The organism is Pedobacter soli, assembly GCF_900101435.1.
Lineage (GTDB): Bacteria > Bacteroidota > Bacteroidia > Sphingobacteriales > Sphingobacteriaceae > Pedobacter > Pedobacter soli.
In genome coordinates this window covers 65,137-88,656 of the sequence record NZ_FMZH01000008.1, presented here as the reverse complement: position 1 = coordinate 88,656, position 23,520 = coordinate 65,137, and the positions used below count along the sequence as shown (strand labels likewise).

Below are 23,520 nucleotides of genomic sequence, written 5' to 3'. Positions count from 1 at the left end.
TTTTATTTCGTAACAAGAATATTGGGGTTTGGCGGTTCGGCGTTGAGCAAATGTTTCACAAAAAAATCGCGTTTACGCCTGCGGCCATAAGTCCCACCATCACTGTGCCCCATACCCGGAATGCTCAAAATATCGAAATCCTTGTTGGCTTTTATTAAAGCATCGGCCAAACGATAGGTTGATTCTGGTGGTACATTTTCGTCGGCTTCGCCTACAATTAAGAATAAATTGCCTTGTAGCTTAGCGGCATTGGTGATGTTCGATTGTTCGCCATAATGTGGCCCTACCGGGTAACCCATCCATTGCTCGTTCCACCATTGCTTATCTATCCGGTTATCGTGACAGCCACAAGCCGAAACGGCAGCTTTATAAAATTCGGGGTGAAACAATAAGGCACCGGTCGAATTCTGACCACCTGCAGAGGTGCCATAAACCCCTACCCGGCTAATATCGGCATTGGGATATTTAAGCGCCATGGCTTTCATCCATAAAATTCTATCAGGCAGACCTGCATCGGCCAGGTTTTTCCAGCAAACATCATGAAAGGCTTTAGAACGGTTAGCTGTGCCCATACCATCTATCTGCACTACGATAAAGCCCAGCTCGGCCATGCTCTGCATTTCGCTGGCGGGAAGGAAATTTTTAGGCACAAAACTATCCTGCGGACCGGCATAAATATTTTCGATGATGGGATAAGTTTTATTGGGTTCCATTTTAGAAGGCAGGCATACTACCCCCCATATATCGGTTACGCCATCACGTGCCTTGGCTACAAAAACTTCGGGCAGCTTAACGCCTGTAGCCAGATAAGTGTCTGCTGTGCCATGCTCTAACTCCGTTACCTTACGGGTATTTGAGGTTAATCTTAACTCGCTAACCGGTGGTACATTTACCTGGCTATAGGTATCGATATAATATTTACGATCGGGTGAAAAGCTGAGGCTGTGGTTACCTTTTTCTGGGGTAAGATTTACTAATCCCTTGCCATCAAAACCAATGCGGTAATAGTGAATAAAGTAAGGATCTTCGTCCTTATTCATGCCACTGGCCTTAAACCATACCTGGCGCTTAGCTACATCTACACTATCAATATCGCGCACAACCCAGTTGCCGCTGGTTATTTTAGCCTGTTTTCCCGTTAGGGTATTTACCAGGTAAAGATGTTGCCAGCCATCCTGCTCACTGGTCCACAACATTTCGTTGGTTTTGGGCAGGTAGCGGGTATAAATCCGGCTTTCGTAAATAAAGGTATTTGTTTTTTCGTCGATAATGTTTCTGGTTTTACCGGTTTGTACATCTACTTCAATTACCCTGAAACGTTGGTGACCGCGGTCAACTTTTTCGTAGGTGTAATAGCGACTATCGTTATTGCGCCAGTGTAGTTCGGGTGGCCCGAAGAAATCGATTGGATCAGCATCTACTTTTACGGCAGTTTTGGCAGTGATGTTAAAAATGTAGGGCTGGTATGAAGTAAAATCATCGCCAGGCTGGGCATATTCTCTCGATTTTAACTCTCCACGGGTAGTGCCCGGCACTGAGCTAAGTACATAATGTACTTTTTTAATTTCTTTGGGGTCTGTTTTATAGGCGATGATATTTTTCCCGTCAGGAACCCATACATAATCGCCATAAGGTTTTGCTTCAGTTCCGTCGGTACTGAGTTGTATTTCGGTATTGGTCGCTTTATCGGTTACGAAGAGATTTCCGCCGCGTATGGTTGCTTCATATTTACCATCGGGCGATTTGCGTACAAAGCGATTCCGTTGCCAGCGCGATCTTTTTTGCTGTAAAGGTCGTTTGGCATTATACTGGTAAATATTGGTATCGGTTAAATCAGTGATACTGTAATTACTTAAATTAACCCCGTACCACTTACCCTGAAGCTTAATTTTAGCGGTATTGCCATCGGCAAAATACAGCTCACTAAATTGCAATTTTACTGCATTTTGCTTTTTGCCAGTAGTTTCTTCGAGGCTTTTAGCCAGCTTCTCCGAATCGAAAGCCAGTTGACGTTTTCCTGATGCAGTTTCTACATAATAATATTCCCAGGTTCTGTTTGGCAGGTTTTTACGGTACCAGAAAGCTGTTCCATCTTTTTTCCAAAACGGTGTAATATCGTTGTTAGTGGGGATATTACGCAGGGTCGTATCGAGTTTATTGGATAGCTGATAGCTGTTGGCCACCTCGGCCGGGCTTGGCGCATAAGGCTGTAAAGGCGCATGCTGTGCCTTCGACTGTAAAAAAGCGAGACTAAAAAGGGCCAAAACCAGTGGTTTTCTGACCATAGAATACATCATGACTTGGGATTTTTTGTAAATGTAATTGTAGTAAGCGGAAGATTAGGCTAAGATATTAATCGATAATATGAACATTTTAACCTTATGCTTCAACCACTTCTTTTGCTACAACATTGGACTGGTTAATATTCCCTTTAATTAGATAATAAACCGGAATACCAATGAGCGTAATGATTAAGCCCGGCCAGGTAAATTTGGGTTTAAAAATAATGAGGAGGATGCAGAAAGCCAGCCCCATAACAATGTAAATGATGGGTAATACCGGATAACCAAAGGCTTTATAAGGCCGCTCGGCATCGGGACGTTTTTTGCGTAAAATAAAGATCCCGAAAATGGTAAGCATGTAAAACATTACCACTACAAAAGAAATCATATCGAGCAAATCGCCGTATTTACCACTAATGCACCAAAGTGACGCAAAAATACATTGAATCCACAGACCGAAACCCGGTACTGCATTTTTGTTGAGTGTACCCACTTTTTTAAAGAAAAGACCATCTTTAGCCATCGAATAATATACCCTTGCACCCGCCATAATTAATCCATTGTTACACCCGAAGGTCGAAACCATAATCATCACCGCAATGGTAATCGTGCCGGCAGTGCCAAAAATATGATTTGCTGCCGAAACAGCCACGCGGTCTTTATCGGCATAGGCAATATCATGCAAAGAAAGTACGCCGGTGTACATTATATTGGTAAGAATGTAGAGCACGGTAACAATAATGGTTCCTAAAGCCAAGCTCAAACCAATGTTACGCGCCGGGTTTTTAATTTCGCCGGCAATAAAAGTTACATTGTGCCACGAATCGCTGCTGAAAATTGAGCCCACCATGGCCGCAGCAATAGCACCAAATGCAGCCAGTGTGGTGTACGCCGAAACCGATCCACTTGCAGGCAAAGCACTCAGCTGCCACATGTTTTCCCAGTTGCTCTTCCAGATGCCTTTATCTAAAAAGAACAAACCAAACATAATTAAGCCGAATAAACTTAATAGTTTGGCCACGGTAAAGGTGGTTTGGATCACCTTGCCCCCGTTTACTCCTCTGTTATTGATAAACGTAAGCAATACAATTACCCCAATGGCCAAAAGTTGTGCAGGCGAAATGGTTAAAAAGCCCAGATCTATTGCAACCCTATCTTCGCTTAAAGCCGGAATAAGGTAAGCCGTAAATTTGGCAAAAGCTACACCTACGGCAGCAATGGTTGCCGTTTGGATTACGGTAAAAAAACTCCAGCCATATAAAAAACTAATGAGCGGATTGTAGGCTTCCTTTAAATAAATATACTGCCCCCCTGCTTTTGGGAACATGGCACTCAACTCGCCATAGCTTAAAGCAGCAGTAAGGGTCATAAAACCGGTAATGAGCCAAACCACCAGCAGCCAGCCCGAGCTGCCTACGTTGCGGGTGATATCGGCACTTACAATAAAAATACCCGAGCCAATCATGCTTCCTGCAACGAGCATGGTGGCATCCATCAATTTAAGCGAAGGTTTAAACTGGGTGGTTTCTGCTTTCATAATTTGTTTTGTGGTTCAAAAAAAAGGTTAAGGTTAGTTTAGTGTGTTTGATCGTAAAACCGCCACGAGGTAGTGAAATCGCGGCTAAGGTTTTGGTTTATTAAAGTAGCGCGGATCAGTTCTACCGGGATAAGGTTTTGTTTGATTACTGCATCATGAAAAGCTTTAAAGCTCATTTTACCGCTATCTACCAGCTCTTTTTTCAAGGCAAAAAGCTGTAAGCCTCCGGTTAGGTAGGCCACCTGGTACAATGGGCTGTAACCGCCCTGAAACGAGCGGCGCACTTCGCCTTCGGCGTTGGCAGGTTCATGTCCTACACGGTCGACCAGAAAATCGATGCATTGTTGTGGTGTCCATTTGCCGAGGTGATAATTGAGCGAGAAAAGAATCCTGGCACAACGGTGCATGCGCCAGAAAAGCATTCCGATTTTTTCTTCGGGTGTTTTGGCAAAGCCCTTGTCGTACAACAAAAGTTCCCAATATAATGGCCAGCCTTCTACACTAAAAGGGGTTTGGAAAGGATCGCGATAGCCTTTGTAGCGGCTGTTCATAAAATATTGGTAATGGTGACCTGGTAAAAGCTCGTGTTGCACGGTTCCCCTCGAAAAATAAGGATTGTTGCCACGCATACTCATTAATTTATCACCTTCCTCCATGGTGTTGGTAGGATAAGAAATGCTGATTTCGCGACCACCGGTAAAAAAGGGATTAACAAGCTGGCGTTCGGCCGACATCATCACCATCCCCCAGGTTTCCTGTGCCAGTGCCGGAATCTCGATCAGATTGTTAGCTTTAATAAAAGCCAAAGCATCGTCCTGCAGCTTTACAATCAGCTCAGGCTGTTTACCCAAAGGCACATAACTGTTTTTTACTTTTTCCTGGGCTTTTTTCCAATCGTTTCCGAAACCCATTTCGTTCGAGGCTTTTAACAATTCGGCATCGCAGTATTTAAATTCTTTTTCGGCAAGCTGAATGAGTTGCTCGGGTGTATAAGGAATAAACTCAGCATTTAATTGTCTGATTAGCTCATCGCGACCTATTGGATTACCTTTAATCGGTGGTTTATTGGTTTTAGGTTCGGGCGCATCTGCTTTTTCGGCGAACAATTTACCATAAGCAGTGAGGGCAGCATCTAACCTTTCGTAAGGTTTGGGTACCCACCAGGTAAAGCCGGGTTCGTAATTCATGTAAAACTGATAAAAACCTTTTAAGCGTTGCTTTAAGCTTGTTGTAATCGCCGCAGCCATTTTAAGCTGATCGGGTTTAAGCTCTTTCTGCCGAGTATTACCTGTTAAAGTTTCGATCTGTTTAGCGGTGGCATCTATTTGCGAGGCGAGTAGTGAGCCTTCCTGATAATTCCCTCTCCTTCTCAACTTTTCGAGCGCATAAATGGCATCGGCAAAAGGAAAATAGCTGGCCAGCGTTTTGTATTCGGTTTCTTCTTTATTTAACAGGTATTTTGACGATTCGATCTGCTTTTTAAGCAATATGTAGTCTACTTTTCCATAAATACTAAAGGTTTCGAACTTAGCCGATTTGAGTTTTGCCAGGTAATCGTTATTGATATCCTGCAGGCGTTTGCGTTGTTCGGGGCTTTTAAAGGTATTCAATGGACTCGAATAGTAGCTACCCGCTGAATAAGGGAAATAAAAATCGTTAATGGCATCAACATCTACCTGGTAACCCACTACCCAGGTTCCCATTTCGCTGGTTTGTTCGTAAAGGCTTTCATTGGTTGTTTGCGCCAAAGCAATCCCTCCGGATAACAAGCCACTAACAAATAAAAAAGCAATAAAAAGTAATCTTTTTAGCATTTCAATTGAGTTAAAAATGAGCAATAGCATTTGCCTCCATTCCGAAAAATGGCTAGCTTTTTATGGTAAAATAAATTCTGATAAAGGTTTAGGCGCCTACATAGCTAACCCGGCTTACATTATTATAGGTATCGATATATGCGCGTGGCGATTGACCAATAATACTTTTAAACACGCGGTTAAAATTGGTAATGCTGTTAAAACCTGCTTTATAAGCTACGCCTGAAATACAATCGGCCTTTTCACCCGAAATGAGGCTTTTACAGGCATCGTTAATGCGCACTTCATTTAAAAACGACACAAAGGTATGGCCGGTATGTTTTTTAAAATACCTGCAGAAAGCCTGTGGAGTCATAAAAGCGGCATTAGCCACATCTTCCAGCGAAATCTGGTTGTTGTAGTTTTCGGTAATGAAATTGATGATTTTACTTAAACGCATTCCTTCATTTTCGGTCACATTTGAAGAATACAAATCCGAGCATAAAGATTCTACATCATCGTTTAAATCCTGAAGTCCGTTTACGAGCTGTAAAAACTTAAAAAGCACATCAACACCTGAGGCATGATGTACATCAAAAAGTTTGTTTACAATGGCTTTGTTGTAACGTTCAGGAATTTTAAAGCCATGTTTGTTTTTAGCCAAAAAAGAACTGGCCATCTTCATTTCGGGCAAATTGAACAACGCTCCTAAAATTCCGTTAGGATTGAAATAAATAGAGCAGGCCTTGATGGTTCTGGTTGAGTTGGCCGCAAAATACTCTGGATTGCTTTTAAACAGATGCGGCAGTTTGGCTCCAATTACAAAAATATCGCCAGAACGGAAAGCATGCATATCATTGCCTGCAATTAGCGTTCCTTCTCCTCTTTCTACATAAGTAATCTGCCATTCATCGTGGCGGTGCAGGTATTGATAAAAATAAGGCGCTTCGATATGCTCCGAAATCACACTCTTGTCATCGGGCACAAGCATGGTAAATGGTAATACTTTCATCAGGATAGTTAGTTGGTTTAGGTTGTTGATTATAAAATGAATGTAAGGATATTAACTTTTAAAAACCAATAAAAAGCACAACTAGGTTAAAATCCTGCTATAAGTTGATAAAATATCACCAAATGATGCGTGGTATTATGGCGTAACAGCCTACGCAAAAATTAGTTAAGCGCTGATATAATAAAAAATTAATCACAGATGGAAAAATCTGACACCACACATAAACCACAGATGGAAAGGATAAACACAGATATATTCATATTTAGCCAGGCAGACGCGGATTTGCACGGAGTATAAAATGTGCTGACGGATGTTACCATCCGGCAGAGAGATATACGATCAAAGTGTCAGATGGAAACATCTGACACCATAAACCACAGATGGAAAGGATGAACACAGATATATTCGCATTTAGCCGCGCAGACGCGGATTTGCGCGGAGTATAGAATGTGCTGACGGATGTTACCATCCGGCAGAGAGATATACTATTCAAAGTGTCAGATGTTTCCATCTGACACCACAAAAAACTTAACGATCAACCGAGAAAGGTTCGAGTTTTAAGGCCTTCGCTTCTTCGGCAACAATCTGGCTTACCAGTAAACCCGTTGCAGGTCCAAGGCTTAAGCCCATCATGCCATGACCTGTAGCAATAATTAAATTTTCTCTTTTTTTACTTCTGCCAATGTAAGGTAAACCATCGGGCGATGAAGGCCTGAAACCGTACCAGATATCTTTTTCGGCTGGCAAGGCAGGTTTTAAATCGGGGAAATAGTTAGGTACAGATTCTACGATACCTTTAACCCTTTGCATATTTACGCGGGTGTTAATTTTATCGAGCTCCATGGTACCGCCGTACCTGATCTGGCCGTTCATTGGCGTAATGGCGACCCTTGCCTCGCATAAAAGCGCAGGTATAGTTAAGCGCTGCTGAGGTTCTGCCTCCATAAATGAATAACCTTTACCAGGCATTAAAGATACTTTTAAATCGGCCATTTTAGCTACAGCCGGCGACCATGAACCAGTAGCCAACACATACTGATCGGCCTCCCAGGCCTGATTGCCGGTAAAAACCTTCATGATCCGGTTACCCGAAACTTCAATTTTATCAACCTCCTTATTCCTTTCAATTTTAACCCCGTTACTGGTTAAATAAGTTAATAAGGCATTCATCAGTTTGGTTGGGTATAAATGGGCATCATCACGATAGTGCACAGCACCTAAAACATCAAGTGCCAAACTGGGTTGTAAAGCACGGCATTCATCGGCACTTAAAACAGCCATATCCAGCCCCAAATCAATGGCCTTTTCGGCTAAATGTGCTTCTTCTTCGCCTGCCTTTTCAGTTTTATAAAAAGCCAGGATGCCCTTATTGGTCAACTCGAAATTAAAACCGGGTTCCTGGGCAAGTTCCTGATAAAGTTTTTTGCTGAGCAAAGATAAATCGCGCAGCGGAACTGCAGCCGCATCGACATGTTTTGCCGTGGCATGTTTCATAAACTTTAGTCCCCAGTTAATCAGATTGCCATTTAACGATGGGCGCACATAAAAAGGGCTCTTGCTGTTAAACATCCATCTGATGCCTTGCTTAATCATACCAGGTGCTGCCAGGGGCACAAAGTGACTGGGTACAATCATCCCGGCATTACCAAAAGAACAGTTGTCGGTAATATCTCCTTTATCTAAAACAGTTACTTCGTAACCTTTTTTCTGCAGATAATATGCAGAAGTCAAGCCTACAATTCCACCACCTATTATTAATACTTTCGCCATTCTTTTAATTTTAAAACACTAAATCACCTGAAATCCATGTGCATAAGGATCATCCTCGGCATCGATTTTAATGGTATTATAACCGTAAACTTTTGCCCAGCCCTCTACACTCGGGATAATGGCCTTAATTCCGTTCAAGTCTACCACCTCTTCTACCCGGCCAATAAATTTGCTACCGATAAAACTTTCGTGAATAAAATCTTCACCCTGTTTTAGTTTTCCTTTGGCAAACCACTGCGCCAGACGGGCCGAGGTACCGGTTCCGCAAGGAGAACGGTCAATAGCTTTATCGCCATAGAACACGGCATTTCTTGCAGTTGATGTAGGGTCGATTGTTTTTCCCGTCCACAATACATGGCTACAGCCATTAATGGTCGGATCTAAAGGATGTACGAAAGTATATTTTTCGTTAATGCGTTTTCTGATGGTCTGGCTCCAGGTAATCAGTTGCGAAGCGGTATAGTTTTCGAGTCCGGGGAAGTTCTTTTGCGGATCTACAATGGCATAAAAATTTCCGCCATAAGCCACATCAAAGGTAAGCGTACCTAAATCCGGGCATTCTACTTCCAGGTTTTCTGCTGCAAGGTAAGAAGCCACATTTTTAAGTTTCACCGATTTAACTTTTTTACCTTCCTGTTTGTATTCGATTAAAACAAGGCCGGCAGGTGCTTCCATTCTGATTACACCCGGTACTTTGGGCTTAATCAAACCTTCTTCAACAGCAATGGTAATGGTGCCAATGGTGCCATGGCCACACATCGGGAGGCAGCCACTGGTTTCGATAAACAGTACTGCAACATCATTTTTTGGATCGTGAGGTGGGTAAAGAATACTGCCCGACATCATATCATGACCCCGGGGCTCAAACATCAAACCTGTTCTGATCCAATCGAATTCTTTTAAAAAATGTTGCCGCTTTTCGCTCATGTTGGCACCAATAAGCTGAGGACCGCCACCTGCAACCAACCTAACCGGATTTCCGCAAGTATGTGCATCTACACAAAAAAATGTTTTACTCATAAGATTTCGTTAATTTCTGGTTCACCGTTCTGAAAATACCTAAAGGGTTTTCATTTTTCAGTTCATCGGGCAATAAACCTTGCTCCCAGTCCTGATAAGCAAGCGGACGCGCAAAACGGTTAATAGCTGTTGAGCCTACCGAGGTAAAGCGGCTATCGTTCGTGGCCGGAAATGGTCCGCCGTGTTGCATGGCTGCGCAAACCTCTACACCGGTTGGCACCCCATTCAGGATAATCCGACCTGTTTTATCGGTTAATTTGTTTATTAAAGCCTGATAGTTTTGAAGTTCCTGCTGATCGGCCATCACAGTGGCGGTAAGCTGTCCTTCCAATACCTCAACCGCTTTTTCGAGCTCAGCCATATCCTGTGCTACTACCAGCAGCGAATATGGGCCAAAAATTTCTTCACGGAGTTTCGGGTTCCGGATAAAATCGCTGGCACTTACCTGGGCAATTTTAGCTTCCGATTGATTTTGAAGTTCGCTGTTTTTCACCGTCGAAGCCGATAAAAGCGCCACACCACCTTCATTTACAATATCTGCAGAAAGGTTGATATAATTTTGCGCAATACCTTCAGTAAGCATGGTAGCCGATGGAATTGTAGCGATAGCCTCTTTTAAAACCGTTTTAAAGTTTTCTAAGGCTGGCGATTGTACTGCCAGCAATAAACCCGGGTTGGTACAAAACTGACCAGCACCTAAAGTAATGGATGCTGCATATTTTTTGGCCAGTTCTTCGGCCTGATTTTCGATCGCTTTTGGTAAAAAGATTACCGGGTTAATGCTACCCATTTCGGCAAAAACCGGAATAGGTTGCTCGCGCTGCTGAGCAAGGTTAACTAAAGCCATCCCGCCTTTAAACGAACCGGTAAAAGTAACCGCTTTGGTTAAAGGATGCTGCACCAAGGCTGCGCCAACAGTATAACCATTATCATACAACAGAGAGAAAATACCTTTTGGCATTCCTGTTTTTTCGGCAGCTTTTACAATAGCGCCACCCACCAGCGCACTGGTACCCAAATGTGCAGGGTGTGCTTTTACCACCACCGGACAACCGGCCGCCAATGCAGAAGCTGTATCACCACCGGCTACAGAAAAGGCCAAAGGAAAATTACTGGCGCCAAAAACCACTACCGGACCAATCGGAATCAACATTCGTCTGATATCTGGTCGTGGTAAAGGCTGGCGATCGGGCAAGGCCGTATCAATAATAGCATCTACCCACGAACCTTCGGCTACCACATTGGCAAATAACCTCAGCTGGCCTGTTGTGCGACCAAGTTCGCCCTGTAAACGCGGCAAAGGCAAACCACTTTCGGCCGAAGCCCGGTTTACCAATTCTTCGCCCAGAGCTGTAATTTCGTCTGCTATGGCATTTAAAAAAGCAGCTTTAAGGTCTTTATTTAAGTTTCTATACACCTGAAAAGCGCTGGTTGCCGATGTTAAAGCATCATCAACAAGGCTTTGGCTGGCTTTAAAAAAATCGCCTTCAAGCGTTAATCCTGTAGCAGGATTAACGGCTTTAAGGCTTTTTTCATTAATTTCTGAATAAGTACCGGCTATAATATTTTTTCCGTTCATATCTGGTTATTAAACTATTTACCCCAGCTGCCTGCAGGCAATACGGGACGAGCAGCTAATGCATCGTTAATGATTTTAAGTACTTTTTCTCTTTCTGCACCGCTAATTGGTAAGCGTGGCGCCCTAACAGCCTCAGTTCCTAAACCGGTAGCTACTTCGGCCAGTTTAATGTATTGTACCAGTTTAGCATGAATATCCAGTTCTAATACCGGTAAAAACCAACGGTAAATGGTTAACGCTTCGGCAATGCGGTTTTCTTTAATCAACCTGAAAATCGCAACGGTTTCTTTCGGAAAGGCATCAACCAAACCAGCTACCCAGCCGTGTGCACCCATTACAATACTTTCCATGGCCAGCGGATCTACTCCGGTAAAAATCTTAAAGCGATCGCCAAAACGGTTAATTAAACGGGTTACGTTCGATACATCCCTGGTCGATTCTTTAATCGCCTGGATATTATCGTATTTGGTCAGTACCTCAAACATATCTAAGGTTACTTCAATTTTATAATCAACCGGGTTGTTATAGATCATAATCGGCAAGCTGGTGCTCTCGGCAATAGCGCCAAAAAAGGCCAGCGTTTCATCAGGGGCGGCATTGTAACGCATTGGGGGCAATAACATTAAACCCTGTGCACCCAGCGATTCAGCTTTTTTAGCTACTTCAATTGCTTTTTTGGTAGTCGCCTCGGCAATGTTCAGTAAAACCGGAACACGACCGTTTACCAATGTTAAGGTATGCGATAACAATCCGAATTTCTCTTCATCGCTCAATACACTGGCTTCGCCAAGCGATCCGCCTAAAATAATTCCCTCAGCACCTGCTTCTAATTGTGCTTCGATATTTAAATCGAAAGCCGGAAAATCCAATTCGTCGTTTGCTGTAAATTTTGTAGTTACAGCTGGGAAAACCCCTGTCCATTTGATACTCATTGTACTATGATGTTTTTAATAATTAAGATTTAAAAATTAACGGTTGCGTTAAACCTAACAAGGTTAAAATCGCTAAACACGGGTGATATTAGCTTAATAATAACATTCAAAGGTACTGGATCGTGCTACGCCCGAATTATTGGATTTTAACCAATATTGGCTATAAATACGCCATTTGGACTGACGCCGGGGAAGAAAGAAATAGTTTCAAAAATGTGAAAACAGAATACACTAAGAAAAGATGCTATTAAAAGCCTAAATTCTCCATGAAGTTTGTAGAATTGATTTGTAATTATTTTTTCACCCTACCCACCTCCTTGCCTCGGCTCACCGCCGCCGAAGGGCTCTTTCTTTTTGCTGCCAAAAAGAAACAAAAACCACCGGCTGAAAATTTTTCTTTGAAAGTCAGTGGTAGGGATACTGTAGTAGAGCCCGAAAAATTTATTAGGCCGGATTTTAGCAGAACGGAAGGGCGGTGCTACGGCTCGATTGGGCGGCCATGCATGATGAAATAAAATTCATTATAGATTCTCCAAAAAAAATATCAAAATAGCCCACAAAGCATCTTAAAAAAACATTGAATTTTAAACTTTATTTCGTGTTTTTTACATTCAAGTAGTACATCAATTCAATACCGTTTTTGGTAAATAAAGCCTCCTGCCCATCTTTAAGTGTAATTTGCTGCCACTGCGTTGTAGGCAAAATTTTTACAGTTTTAATACCGCTTTGGGTTAACGTTAGCGGCAGGTTAAAGCCTTTTACACAGTTGCTGTAGCGGTAAAAAGCTTTCCCTTTTTCTACATAATACTCAAATGTTGGAATTTGTGTAGTGCGCAGGTATTGGTCAAAAACCTTTTTGTAATTGAAACCAGTTTTTTTAGAAATATAATCCTCTATCTCACCGGTGGTAACTGTTTTATGGTAAAAGGTTTGGTTAAGTCCACGTAAAACCGACCTGAACAGCGCATCGTTATTTAAACTGTGCCTGATGGCGTGCAACATATTGCCTCCTTTAGGATACATATCGCCGCTTCCCTGTGCATTTACACCATAAGCCGGAATAATTGGGCTATCGTTACGAATGCCCTTTCTAATCCCGAAATTATATTCATTACCAGCTTTATTGCCAAAAATATAATCCACAAAAAGGGTTTCGCTGTAATTGGTAAAGCCTTCGTGCACCCACATATCGGCCAAATCTTTGGTGGTAATGTTGTTGCCAAACCACTCGTGCCCGCTTTCGTGAATGATGATAAAATCCCATTTCAAACCCCAGCCATTGCCCGACATGTCGCGCCCCATGTATCCAAATTTATAGCGGTTACCGTACGAAACGGCCGATTGGTGTTCCATACCGGTATGCGAAGCATCAATTAACTGGTAGCCATCTTCGTAAAAAGGATATGGCCCAAACCAGTATTCAAAGCTTTTCATCATTTTATGCACCTGGTCGGGCATATAGGTCTTTGCTTTAGGGTAATTGTAATCCAGTACCCAATAATTTATATCAAGCGGTCCTTTTTCTCCGGCGTACTTTTCTTTAAAATTAACGTACTTACCGATGTATGGGATAATGCAATAATTGCTGATTGGATTTTGAACGTTATACTTGTAGGTAGTGGTACCATTGCCGTTATTCTTTTTAAATACCAAACGGCCATTCCCAACAGCCACCAACGTATCGGGTACAGTCATGGTTAATGAAGCCCCACGGTCGGGTTCATCGCTCTGGTGGTCTTTATTGGGGTACCAAACCGAAGCGCCAAGCCCCTGACAAGCCACCGTCATCCATGGTCGCGAAAGCGAATCGGTGGTAAAAATGAAACCGCCATCCCAGGGAGCCCTTTTGGCCTGATGCACTTTGCCATGATAAAACAACTGCACATGGTTTAAAGCTGCTAATTTTTGAGCTGGCACATGTACATACCAGACGCTTCCGGTATGCTCAAATTTTAACCGCGCTTTGCCATTGTACAAAACACTGTCAATAATTAACGGTTCCTGCAAATCAATCTGCATGCGTGTTTTACCACTGTTTGGCTTCACCACTTTGTAAACAATTTTGTTCGAGCCGGCAATGCTTTTATCGTTATAATCGGGCGTAACCGAAAGCTCATAACGCTGCACATCCCACCAGGTACGTTCGGCATTTAAGCTGCCACGTAAGGTATCGGCAAGGGTGTAAACCTTTTTGGGGCTTTGCGCAAAAAGCTGGGTGGTAAAACAAGCTATAAGCAGTGTTAAATAGCCAGGTGTTGTTTTTTTCATATCGTATAACGGCATCAGCCAATTTATTTTGAAAAGCAGTTACAGTGTTTTATCGGTTAATCTATTAATGCTGTACCTACCACGTCAATAACTAACAATTGATATATTTTACCGCTCTATGCCGCGGGGGCATGGTACTTTGGAGCGCCAAAGTACCCAAAGCGCTTAGTCAATCCGGCAAGGTGGCTCCTCACCTGCCCATTCTCATCAAAAAAACAGCGGCACTTTGTTTTGTTCGTTTCTACAAAATGAAAGTTTTGAGGTTAATGCCACAAAACCACTGCGTTTTAGGCTTGGTAGTGCTATTCGTCCTGCACTGCAACTGTTTTTTTGATTCCCTGCCACTTGGGATTGACTGCGTTCTTAGGTAAAACCTGTGCTTTATTAAAGTAAGTTTGCAAGAGCCCTAAAAACTACAGCCCAAATACCTTTTCATGCAATAATCATATCTCAACTTCGTATTTAATATCCTAATTGGTTAATAAGCCTCGCCCCTCACTGCCTCTACCTCATCGGTAGTAATGGCCAGGTGCTTGCCCAGCATGGTACTTCCGGTTTCGGTAATCAGGAAATCATCTTCAACACGAATGCCGCTAAAATGCCTGAACTGTTCTAACTTATCGTAATTAATGTATTCGCTAAACTGGTTTTCGGCTTTCCAGCGGTCTATCAGCTCGGGAATAATATACACTCCCGGCTCTACCGTTAACACATAACCAATTTCGAGGGCTTTTCCCAGCCTTAACGATTTTAAGCCAAATTGTGTCGTATTTTTAAGCAAATCGTCGGTATAACCTACATATTGTTCGCCCAGATCTTCCATATCGTGTACATCGAGTCCCATCATGTGACCGGTTCCACATTGAAAAAACATGGCATGCGCACCTGCCGCAACAGCATCATCAACGTTACCTTTCATCAGGCCGATATCTTTAAGCCCCTGAGCCAATGTTTTACACGAGGTTAAATGCACATCCAGATACCTAACTCCGGGCGCGAGCATGTTTTTGGCATCGGTATAGGCCTTTAACACCACATCATAAACATCTTTTTGCTCAGCAGTAAATTTTTTCCCTACCGGAAAAGTGCGGGTAAGATCACCTGCATAACCTAAAGCGGTTTCTACGCCAGAATCGTTTAAAACCATTTGGCCATCGAGCAACTGGTTGCCATGATAGTGGTTATGTAAAATTTCGCCACGCACGGTTAAAATAACCGGATAGGCAATGTTTCCGCCGGTAGCCAATGCTGCGCCTTCAATTTTTGCGGCAAGTTCGCGCTCATACATGCCTGGCCTGGCCTGTTGCATTACCATTAAATGAATATCGGCTGATAAAGCTGCTGCACGGTTTAATTCTACTATTTCTTCAGCCCCTTTGATTGATCTTTGCGCAACAACTGCTTTGATAAAGGTTAAAGATGCTTTTTCTTTCAGCTGAGTGATTGGAATATTTAACCAATGACTGAGTTTAATTTTATTTTCGGCACGGTAAGGCGGTAAGAAATGAACCTGCTGTTTTTTTTCGATCGCCTTTTGCAGGTAATCGTCGAGTTTATCAAGTGGCTGTACTTCTGTTAAACCAGCATCAATGCTTTTTTCTTTCAGGGTTTTCTGCCTGCCCATCCATACAATATCATCTATTCCCATTTCGTTGCCAAACAAAATGGTTTTATCGGCATCAAGGTCGATAACCGCTCCAAGCGAGGGTTCGTTTATACCGAAATAATATAAAAAAGTACTATCTTGCCTAAAGTGGTAGGCATTGTCTTTATAGTTCATCGGACTATCTTCGTTACCCATAAAGAGTAAAATACCCGAATTAACTTTTGATTTAAGTGCTGCTCTCCGTTGGAGGTAAACTTCCTTTTGAAACATATTTTTTGTTGTTAGGCAAATATCCCAAATGCAATTTTTATTCAATCAACTTCACAATCGACTGGCTAAAATATGGGCGGTATCTGCAAATTATAAGCTAGTGTTTGGATGTAAAAATCACAATTAATTTTTGCTAAGCGAAAAATAGCAGCAAAATCTGCACAGGAATGACAAACTCCAGGGGCGTATTCTAAATGGCTCCAGTGTAGCCATTGTACGATATTACCACAGCAATAAATAGTTATTTTATAATCAAAAATTTAAATAATCTTAAATAAAGTATTTATCTAACTTAATCAAAGCAGATGTGAGGCCGATATTGTCATTAATAATACTTAATGCAAACTGAAATCATTAAAAAATCAGCTATATAAAGCTATTTAATAGCTAAATATTATCCTTTATATCATTTAAATTATTAAATAACAGCCATATTAATCTGATTATAAAAAATAAAGCCCCGTAAAAAGATTTTTTACAGGGCCCGAGAGTTGAGAAAATTGGTATTATCTTTTAATGATGATTTCGGTAGGCTGATCTTTATTCAGTTGAACCTGATAGGCTCCCCTTGCATTAACCTGCACATCTTTCATTACGTAAGCATTATTTTTAACTTTTGCCGGTTGCGACAATCTGACTAATGCGGCTGGTGTATAAGCATTGGCGGCATCGAGTTTAAGTTTAATCTCCCCGTTTTGCATATTGTAGTTAACTTCAGCTATGATACCCGCATCAAGTGAAATATAAAGCCCCTCAGCAGCTATGTAAACTGCCGATTTAGCTGCAGTGGTTAATTTCAGGTTTACCGTGGTTCCAGCTTGTTTTAAATTCCCTCCAAAGGCCAGCCAGCCAAACTCAGGATGTTTGATGACATAAGCAGCCGTATTAACCGCATAGCCAAAAAATCCTGAACCGTAATCGCCTGTAATGCCATCGTTCTTCAAAGTTGAAGGATAAGCATGAAAGGCAGCCGGTGCAAAACCGTCTTGTGTAATGTTAGAAATGGTACCCATTAAACCACCGTACCCGGCACGTAAAAGATAAAAATCATCAGGATTTTTACGGTAATCCATCAATACAGGTATGGCATTTAAACCCGATCCATAATGGTGGATCATGCGTTCTACACGGGTAAGTTTACCGCCATAAAGGAAATCCCAATAACGGCGCGCATTACCATTGTAAGCCCAATGCGGTAGCACAGGCATATAAGCCAGTATGGCATTTAGCGTTACATTAGCCTTATCGGTATAGCCAAAATAGTTCGACCATACATAAACTTCTTCTTGACCTGTGGAGTCCCAAGGCATTTCACTACCAAAGGGATATTGCAGCGAGCGCCAGTGGTTGGCACGTTTTTTCATTTCATTCTCCAACCGCGTTGCTTCGTCAGTTAAACCTTCGTTTTTAAGATCGGTTAAGATGAGGTAAAAGATGGTACCTTCCATTTGCCCAAACTGAGCGTAATAAGGTGCAATGTTTACCATGGCCATACCGGTTTCGGCAGCATTAATGAGGTGTTGTTTCCAACTCCCCTCTTCCACCAGTCCGGTGTAATTACGTGCCAAACGGTACATGATCCAATGCGCCGCGGCCACGTGTGGGTAGTTGTAAGAGCGGCCGAGGTTATCGGCTTCTTTTTTGGGCCAGGCCGACCAGGTTTTAAAGTTGATGTTATCAGCATAAGTACCTTTTGGCAGAGAATCGGGCGCATAGTAAAACAAACTCTTTTTAACACCATATTTCTGCGGACCATCTTTAAGCTGAATATGGCCAAACATTACGGTATCTACAAACTGTTTTAATTTGTCTACTTCTTCTTTTTCAGGATGCACCAATTGTTTCATCATGGCACCCAGCCAGGAACCAGCTCCGCCCTCATCACTTAAGCCGGCAATCCAGGCGCGGTTATCTTGTGTTACCTGCTGCTGTTTTTCATAATCGTAGGTAATGGCCGAGGGGCTTCTTTTAAAAATTGGATCGGGCTGATTAAACCACTGTTTGGTAGTTAAAAAATGTCCATAGCTGGCAATCACTTCATTTTCAGGTTCAATTACCTTGTAATTTATCGTTTGCTCCAGTCCATCTTCGTAAACAACCGATAGACGGGCTCTGCCCCAGGTATTGGCTTTTACGGAATAGCTTTTCCAGCCATTTTTGGTTACACCAGTGGCTTTTACAGTTAAAGCATTTTCGGGTAGTACACTTAGCGATTTAATTTTCTTAGCATAATTGATAAAAAGTTTGGCATCTACATCTTTAGGCAATACATAGCCCGGAACCGATACGGCCACAGGCCTTTTATTTTCAATCAGTTTGCTTTCTGTATTTTTTGCAGTACCCGAGACGATAAATTGAAGCGCATAACTTTTGCTTTCGCCCGGTTTTAAAAATGTACTTGTTGGTTTATTCCATTGTTCGGCATTTTTCCATTCATTTTCGGCATAGGCTTTACTGTGCACCATCCACTCGTAAAAGCCCTCAAAAGCAATTCCGCGTGGTGTACGGTCGTCGTTTAACGGGTTGTATGCTTCGAAAGGGGTATGCCCGAGTGGTGCCACAATAAGCGAAGGCGCCTGACCACTTAATCGCGTAACCTGTAAATAGCCTGCATCCTGACCAATGTAAGGATCGTAAAACACATTTTTGGCATGGGTTTGCTCCAGCGTTCTGCCTTCTAAAATATTATCGAAAATCATCGGAATGCCCAATGCGCCAATTTCTAAAGTTTTACTGCTTTTATTTTTCAGTTCGAAACGAAGCACGAGTTTACCGTTTTGCATTTCCCAGCTCCGGGTAATTTGCAAAGGAATATCTGCAGGCAATGTTGCAGCCAGATCGGCAGCTGAGAGCACGTTTTTACCAGCAGCTATACTTTTAACGGCATTTCGTTTGGCAGCGGTGCTGTAGCTTGTCCAGGCCTCTTTATCGGCACTACGCAATTTGAGGTTAATATCACCCAAATGGTACAAACCATCAGCGCTACGCACTTTTAAACTATCGCTGGGCACAAAATCGAAATCGTTAACCATTTTAGGCTGTAAACCTGCAACGGTTTGCGATGATTTAACCAGTTTAAGTTTTAATGCACCTGCATCAAACTGGCTGAAACCATGCTCCAGCCCTAATGTTGATGGCTTTTTACTTAATGCAATCCAGGGCGATTGGGCTAAACTTACCTGAATATACAGTAGAGATAGTACTAAGCAAAATACTGCTTTAAAAGCTATTGTAATTGATCTTCTTGTCGGTTTTGTATTCATCATAATAAAAAACGTGTTTATGACGCTTTATTCAAAAATAGATTTAAAAAAGTAAAGCACCTATCAACTTTACAAATAGCGCAAAATCGGTAAAGAATTGGTGTATTTACGGCAAGTTAGGTTTTGGAGGGGAATGGTTGCCACCAGCACTGCAGCAAGTAAATTAAACGCGATTGCAGCGGCAGCTCCCGGTTGAAAACCGGGACTAAAGCGAAAAGCGCGACTGACATTAATTGAAATACAGACGCTGCTTTTCAAATAAAAATAAGATTTAACAACACCCTATATCGGCTGGCATTTTGCTTTTAACCAGCTGGCTTCTTCGGCCGAGAGGTGCGGCTGAAGCTGATCAAACACCCTCTTGTTGTAGACATTTAACCAGTTAAGCTGACCGGCTTCCAAAAGTACCTTATTTACAATCCGGGTATCGATATAGCATAAAGTAAGCGTTTCGAAACTGAGGAAATTACCAAAGGTACTGTTGCCATGATTAACACATAAAACCAGATTTTCGATCCTTACGCCATGTGATCCGGGCCTGTAAATACCCGGCTCGATGGAAGTTACCATACCCGGCTTAAAGGCAACATCGACATTGGCCGGGCTAATGTTCTGAGGCCCTTCATGTACGTTAAGAAAAAAGCCAATACCATGGCCTGTACCGTGACCAAAGTTAATGCTATGCTCCCATAAAGGTTTACGGCAAATCGAATCGATCTGATAGCCTTTTGTACCTTCGGGAAAAACAAGTTTTGATCCTTCAATCAGGCCTTTTAATACAAGCGTATAATCGTCGGCCTGTTGCGCCGAGTAATTTGCCATGGGCATTACGCGGGTAATATCGGTTGTACCATATAAATATTGCCCACCCGAATCTACCAGGAACAAACCTTCCGATTGAATTTCAAGGCTGCTCTCTAAACTTACACTGTAATGCGGCAAAGCGCCATTGGCATTGAAACCGGCAATGGTATTGAAACTTAAACCCGCAAAACCGGGTTGTTCGGCTCTGAAAGCGGCCAGCTTTTCGGCAGCCGACCACTCTGTAATCTGCTCCTCCCCTAACCTTTCTTCCATCCATTTAAAAAACCTGGTCATGGCTACCCCATCTTGTACCATAGCCTTGCGGATATGGTTAATTTCGGTTTCGTTCTTTAAACTTTTCAGGTGTGTACTGGGGTTGATACCTGAAATTACTTTAACGGTAGCAGGTAGCAGTTGATACAGGCCAAAACAATTTCTTTTGAAGTCAATAAAAATCTCCGCATCTGAAGGGAGTTCTTTTAGCGCATCATTTATTGCCGCGTATGGATAAAGCGTTACGCCTTGTTGCTTTAAGGTATTTATATCGTCATCTGCCAGTTTTGCCGCATCAATAAAGAGTTTCGTCTCCTGAGGTGTAATTAAAGCAAAGCTTAAGGCTACAGGATTATAATCTACATCTTTTCCCCTGATATTGAAAAGCCAGGCGATATCATCGAGCGAGGAAATTAAATGGCATTTGGCACCAACTGTTTTTAATTGGGCCTTTACCTGTTCAAGTTTGGCCGAGATGGATAAACCCGCATCTTTTTCGGCTATGAGAAAGGCCTTTTCGGTTGGCAAAGCGGGCCGGTCTGACCATAAGGGGCTAATTAAATCGGCATTCACCGTTTGAATGTGCTGCTTTTGCAAGCCAGCCTGAATTTCTAAAGCCAGTGCGACTGAAATCAACTGATAATTGAAAGCCACTTTTGCATTTTCAGGCATTACCTCGCTTAACCATTCAATGTATTCAGGTGTATGGGGTACTTTCAATTTAACCAATTCGTAACCCGAACCCTGCAACTGGGCCTCGGCCTGGGTAAAATACCGCGAATCGGTCCACAAGCCGGCAAAATCTTTTGTAATAACCAAAGTTCCGGCCGAACCGGTAAAACCACTGAAAAAAGGGATGGCTTTATAATGTGCTGGCAAATACTCGCTAATGTGCGGATCGGCGGCAGTAATGATATAGGCATCTATTTTCTGTTCGGCCATTAAGGTACGTAAGGCCTGCAATTTTGCTACAAAAGTCATGAGGAGAAAGAATTTTATCGGCCAAATTTAGATATTCTTTTCGACACAGTTTATTGAATAGTCCGTGCAGGTATAATTAAGCAATACGCATTTATAATTAATCAACAAGCATTTATAATTAACGTCTCCGCTTTTATAATTAATGCATTAGATTTTATAATTAACGTCCCCGCTTTTATAATTAATGTACCCGCACTTATAATTAATGCATTAGATTTTATAATTAACGTCCCCGCTTTTATAATTAATGTACCCGCACTTATAATTAATGTACCCGCACTTATAATTAATGCATTAGATTTTATAATTAACGTTCAAGCTTTAATAATTAAGCAATAAACTTGTTTCAGCATCTCTAATGAGCGGCCCTGGATCGAATCTTTTCAAAGCACAAGTCATCCACTCCACAAACCTAAATCGCTAAGACTTGCGCTAGTGGGGCTAGTGGAGGATCAATGCGTGATAAACTCAAGCCATTCTTCAAGTAGTCCTTTGAAATCATTTAAGGGAATCTCTCTGTTTGTATACCCTATTTGAACAGTTCCACTGCTTACGAAAATATCAAGTTGAGATCCCCTAATTTCTCCCCAATGTTGCTGTATCTTCTCATTATTGAGTGCTTTTTGTAATTCCTCTATTTGTGATTTGGTATCAATAACACCACTATTCTCAATATGAATTGCTATTAGCTTATTTTCAATATTTGTAGTAGAAACAATATTCTCAATAGCTCCTGATATAACTTGTCGTTGAAATGAAATTGAATATTTTTGTTTTTTTGTCATGACCCTACTATTTTGCATGTTAATAATAGAACTTACCATCTGCCAATCATAATTTGTAAGATCAATTTTTATTCTTGCACCATCAGAAAACTTTCACTCATAAACCTTAATTATTTGTGGCCTAATTTGATTTGCTACCACAACCTTTGTATCTCTTGTTTTTCTTAAAATATTGTATTTCCATTTCAATCTAAAATGATAAAAGTTTAATAGATCCTAGCTCCAGAGGCCAGAACATTAATCGATCAAAACCCGGTTTAATATTTTAGCAATATTATATGCATCATCTACTCCACGGTGGTGGGTACCTTTTAATGGAATATCCAATATTTTTAGTGCACCGGCCATTCCTTCTTCATGACGCAATTTATTTTTTAAGGCGAACAATGTTTTAACATTAATGTGCGATGGACCAAAAGGAAAGCCAACACCCAGAGCAGCACACTGACGTTGAAACTGCTTTAAATCGTAAGCACCAAAACTTGCCCATACTCTTTTTTGCGAAAGGTATTCTTTCCTTAAAATGGCACATGCTGCTTTAAATGAAATCCCTTCATTTGCAATCATCTCTGGGCTAATGGTAGTCAGTCCGGTACAAAAGGGGCTAACATCCGATCGTTCCGGCTTGATCAAAATTCCTTTGTTATCTGTTATCTCTCCAGTTTGTACATCTAGTAAACAGATTCCTATTTCTATGATATCGCTTTCCATACCTGCAGGTGGTGCTCCCTCCCAGCAGGTGGCCTCTACATCAATGATGATTATTTTATCTAATATATTTGGCATAATTTGTTTTTCTTGTTGTTAATTTAGTTTTTCGAATATAATATTATAATTTGCTTTTAACGCTTATAACAAACAGGGTAAATAGTAAAGTGATGTTCTATTCCATACAGATAAGCATCCTGACTGTCTTTTATTAGCCTGAATATTCTAATCCCATAAGGCCGCTATCTGCTTGAAAAAAAATTCTATTACAGCAAGAGCCACCCATTTTAGTTGTCATTTCTTTACCGCTCCTCTGATATAATTCTTATTTAAAATCACAAACTAAACCGACCTTAATTTTTCTAACAAATACCTCAAACCTGCTTCAATAAGTAGTATTACTAAAACGTTTTGTAAATATTAATAAGACAATATTTACAAAAGCTAGCAAAACTTAGAAATTAGTTTAAAATTAAGGGTTAAGCAAAAAAATTAACTCTCATTTACATACTTATAACAAAAAATTAATACCATTTTGAGCGAAAATCACCTTTTAAGAGTTTATGCGTTAAAATCCAACTACCTAATGTTAAAATACGTTAATTTTCTGTAAAATAATGGATATAATTTAGTCTTA

15 protein-coding genes are annotated in these 23,520 nt (G+C 41.5%); 1 reads left to right on the top strand and 14 read right to left on the bottom strand.

The window, feature by feature from the left end:
• Positions 1–2 precede the first annotated feature (2 nt).
• The 8 genes from BLR37_RS17515 to BLR37_RS17480 form a co-directional block, all read right to left on the bottom strand.
• Entirely contained in the window at positions 3–2,297 is a 2,295-nt protein-coding gene (locus BLR37_RS17515; protein WP_244154689.1) for a S9 family peptidase, read from the bottom strand.
• Between the two features lie 82 nt (positions 2,298–2,379).
• Positions 2,380–3,819, bottom strand: a complete 1,440-nt coding sequence (locus BLR37_RS17510; protein WP_090770815.1) for an APC family permease — start codon at positions 3,817–3,819, stop codon at positions 2,380–2,382.
• 38 nt (positions 3,820–3,857) lie between these two features.
• Positions 3,858–5,633: a DUF885 family protein gene (locus tag BLR37_RS17505; RefSeq protein ID WP_090770813.1), complete on the bottom strand. Its 1,776-nt coding sequence runs from the start codon at positions 5,631–5,633 to the stop codon at positions 3,858–3,860.
• Positions 5,634–5,721: 88 nt separating this feature from the next.
• A complete protein-coding gene (locus tag BLR37_RS17500; RefSeq protein WP_039470613.1) occupies positions 5,722–6,624 on the bottom strand; it encodes an AraC family transcriptional regulator in 903 nt (300 codons plus the stop codon).
• Positions 6,625–7,152: 528 nt separating this feature from the next.
• The gene (locus BLR37_RS17495) at positions 7,153–8,394 is read right to left on the bottom strand and encodes an NAD(P)/FAD-dependent oxidoreductase (RefSeq protein WP_090770811.1); all 1,242 of its coding nucleotides are present in this window, start codon (positions 8,392–8,394) and stop codon (positions 7,153–7,155) included.
• A gap of 18 nt (positions 8,395–8,412) precedes the next feature.
• Positions 8,413–9,414: a 4-hydroxyproline epimerase gene (locus BLR37_RS17490; protein ID WP_090770809.1), complete on the bottom strand. Its 1,002-nt coding sequence runs from the start codon at positions 9,412–9,414 to the stop codon at positions 8,413–8,415.
• Positions 9,407–10,993, bottom strand: a complete 1,587-nt coding sequence (locus BLR37_RS17485; protein ID WP_090770807.1) for an aldehyde dehydrogenase (NADP(+)) — start codon at positions 10,991–10,993, stop codon at positions 9,407–9,409. The genes BLR37_RS17490 and BLR37_RS17485 overlap by 8 nt, the downstream gene beginning before the upstream one ends.
• A 14-nt stretch (positions 10,994–11,007) precedes the next feature.
• On the bottom strand, positions 11,008–11,925 hold the full coding sequence (locus tag BLR37_RS17480; RefSeq protein WP_090770805.1) for a dihydrodipicolinate synthase family protein: 918 nt from the start codon (positions 11,923–11,925) through the stop codon (positions 11,008–11,010).
• A gap of 266 nt (positions 11,926–12,191) precedes the next feature.
• Between BLR37_RS17480 and BLR37_RS17475 the strand changes: the two genes are divergently transcribed.
• Positions 12,192–12,440, top strand: a complete 249-nt coding sequence (locus BLR37_RS17475; RefSeq protein ID WP_039470624.1) for a hypothetical protein — start codon at positions 12,192–12,194, stop codon at positions 12,438–12,440.
• A gap of 76 nt (positions 12,441–12,516) precedes the next feature.
• On the opposite strand, the gene BLR37_RS17470 is transcribed toward BLR37_RS17475, so the two are convergent.
• From BLR37_RS17470 to BLR37_RS17445, 6 genes are all read right to left on the bottom strand, one after another.
• On the bottom strand, positions 12,517–14,193 hold the full coding sequence (locus BLR37_RS17470) for a M1 family metallopeptidase (protein WP_090771047.1): 1,677 nt from the start codon (positions 14,191–14,193) through the stop codon (positions 12,517–12,519).
• Between the two features lie 478 nt (positions 14,194–14,671).
• Positions 14,672–16,069, bottom strand: a complete 1,398-nt coding sequence (locus tag BLR37_RS17465; RefSeq protein ID WP_090770800.1) for an aminopeptidase P family protein — start codon at positions 16,067–16,069, stop codon at positions 14,672–14,674.
• 506 nt (positions 16,070–16,575) lie between these two features.
• Positions 16,576–19,335 carry a DUF5695 domain-containing protein gene (locus tag BLR37_RS17460; RefSeq protein ID WP_208599681.1) on the bottom strand — a complete coding sequence of 920 codons (2,760 nt, stop codon included), beginning with the start codon at positions 19,333–19,335 and terminating at the stop codon, positions 16,576–16,578.
• A 279-nt stretch (positions 19,336–19,614) separates the two neighbouring features.
• Positions 19,615–21,390 carry an aminopeptidase P family protein gene (locus tag BLR37_RS17455; protein WP_090770797.1) on the bottom strand — a complete coding sequence of 592 codons (1,776 nt, stop codon included), beginning with the start codon at positions 21,388–21,390 and terminating at the stop codon, positions 19,615–19,617.
• Between the two features lie 452 nt (positions 21,391–21,842).
• Positions 21,843–22,175 carry a hypothetical protein gene (locus BLR37_RS17450; protein WP_143009614.1) on the bottom strand — a complete coding sequence of 111 codons (333 nt, stop codon included), beginning with the start codon at positions 22,173–22,175 and terminating at the stop codon, positions 21,843–21,845.
• Positions 22,176–22,412: 237 nt separating this feature from the next.
• Positions 22,413–22,961, bottom strand: coding sequence for a 3'-5' exonuclease (locus BLR37_RS17445; RefSeq protein WP_090770793.1), 549 nt, complete (start codon positions 22,959–22,961; stop codon positions 22,413–22,415).
• Positions 22,962–23,520: the final 559 nt, after the last annotated feature.

What these genes read in the sequence shown, in the direction of transcription:
- BLR37_RS17505 (WP_090770813.1), bottom strand. Translation starts at nt 5,633, where the DNA reads ATGCTAAAAAGATTACTTTTTATTGCTTTTTTATTTGTTAGTGGCTTG.
- BLR37_RS17475 (WP_039470624.1), top strand. Translation starts at nt 12,192, where the DNA reads ATGAAGTTTGTAGAATTGATTTGTAATTATTTTTTCACCCTACCCACC.
- BLR37_RS17495 (WP_090770811.1), bottom strand. Translation starts at nt 8,394, where the DNA reads ATGGCGAAAGTATTAATAATAGGTGGTGGAATTGTAGGCTTGACTTCT.
- BLR37_RS17450 (WP_143009614.1), bottom strand. Translation starts at nt 22,175, where the DNA reads ATGACAAAAAAACAAAAATATTCAATTTCATTTCAACGACAAGTTATA.
- BLR37_RS17500 (WP_039470613.1), bottom strand. Translation starts at nt 6,624, where the DNA reads ATGAAAGTATTACCATTTACCATGCTTGTGCCCGATGACAAGAGTGTG.
- BLR37_RS17480 (WP_090770805.1), bottom strand. Translation starts at nt 11,925, where the DNA reads ATGAGTATCAAATGGACAGGGGTTTTCCCAGCTGTAACTACAAAATTT.
- BLR37_RS17485 (WP_090770807.1), bottom strand. Translation starts at nt 10,993, where the DNA reads ATGAACGGAAAAAATATTATAGCCGGTACTTATTCAGAAATTAATGAA.
- BLR37_RS17445 (WP_090770793.1), bottom strand. Translation starts at nt 22,961, where the DNA reads ATGCCAAATATATTAGATAAAATAATCATCATTGATGTAGAGGCCACC.
- BLR37_RS17460 (WP_208599681.1), bottom strand. Translation starts at nt 19,335, where the DNA reads ATGATGAATACAAAACCGACAAGAAGATCAATTACAATAGCTTTTAAA.
- BLR37_RS17490 (WP_090770809.1), bottom strand. Translation starts at nt 9,414, where the DNA reads ATGAGTAAAACATTTTTTTGTGTAGATGCACATACTTGCGGAAATCCG.
- BLR37_RS17455 (WP_090770797.1), bottom strand. Translation starts at nt 21,390, where the DNA reads ATGACTTTTGTAGCAAAATTGCAGGCCTTACGTACCTTAATGGCCGAA.
- BLR37_RS17470 (WP_090771047.1), bottom strand. Translation starts at nt 14,193, where the DNA reads ATGAAAAAAACAACACCTGGCTATTTAACACTGCTTATAGCTTGTTTT.
- BLR37_RS17465 (WP_090770800.1), bottom strand. Translation starts at nt 16,069, where the DNA reads ATGTTTCAAAAGGAAGTTTACCTCCAACGGAGAGCAGCACTTAAATCA.
- BLR37_RS17510 (WP_090770815.1), bottom strand. Translation starts at nt 3,819, where the DNA reads ATGAAAGCAGAAACCACCCAGTTTAAACCTTCGCTTAAATTGATGGAT.
- BLR37_RS17515 (WP_244154689.1), bottom strand. Translation starts at nt 2,297, where the DNA reads ATGATGTATTCTATGGTCAGAAAACCACTGGTTTTGGCCCTTTTTAGT.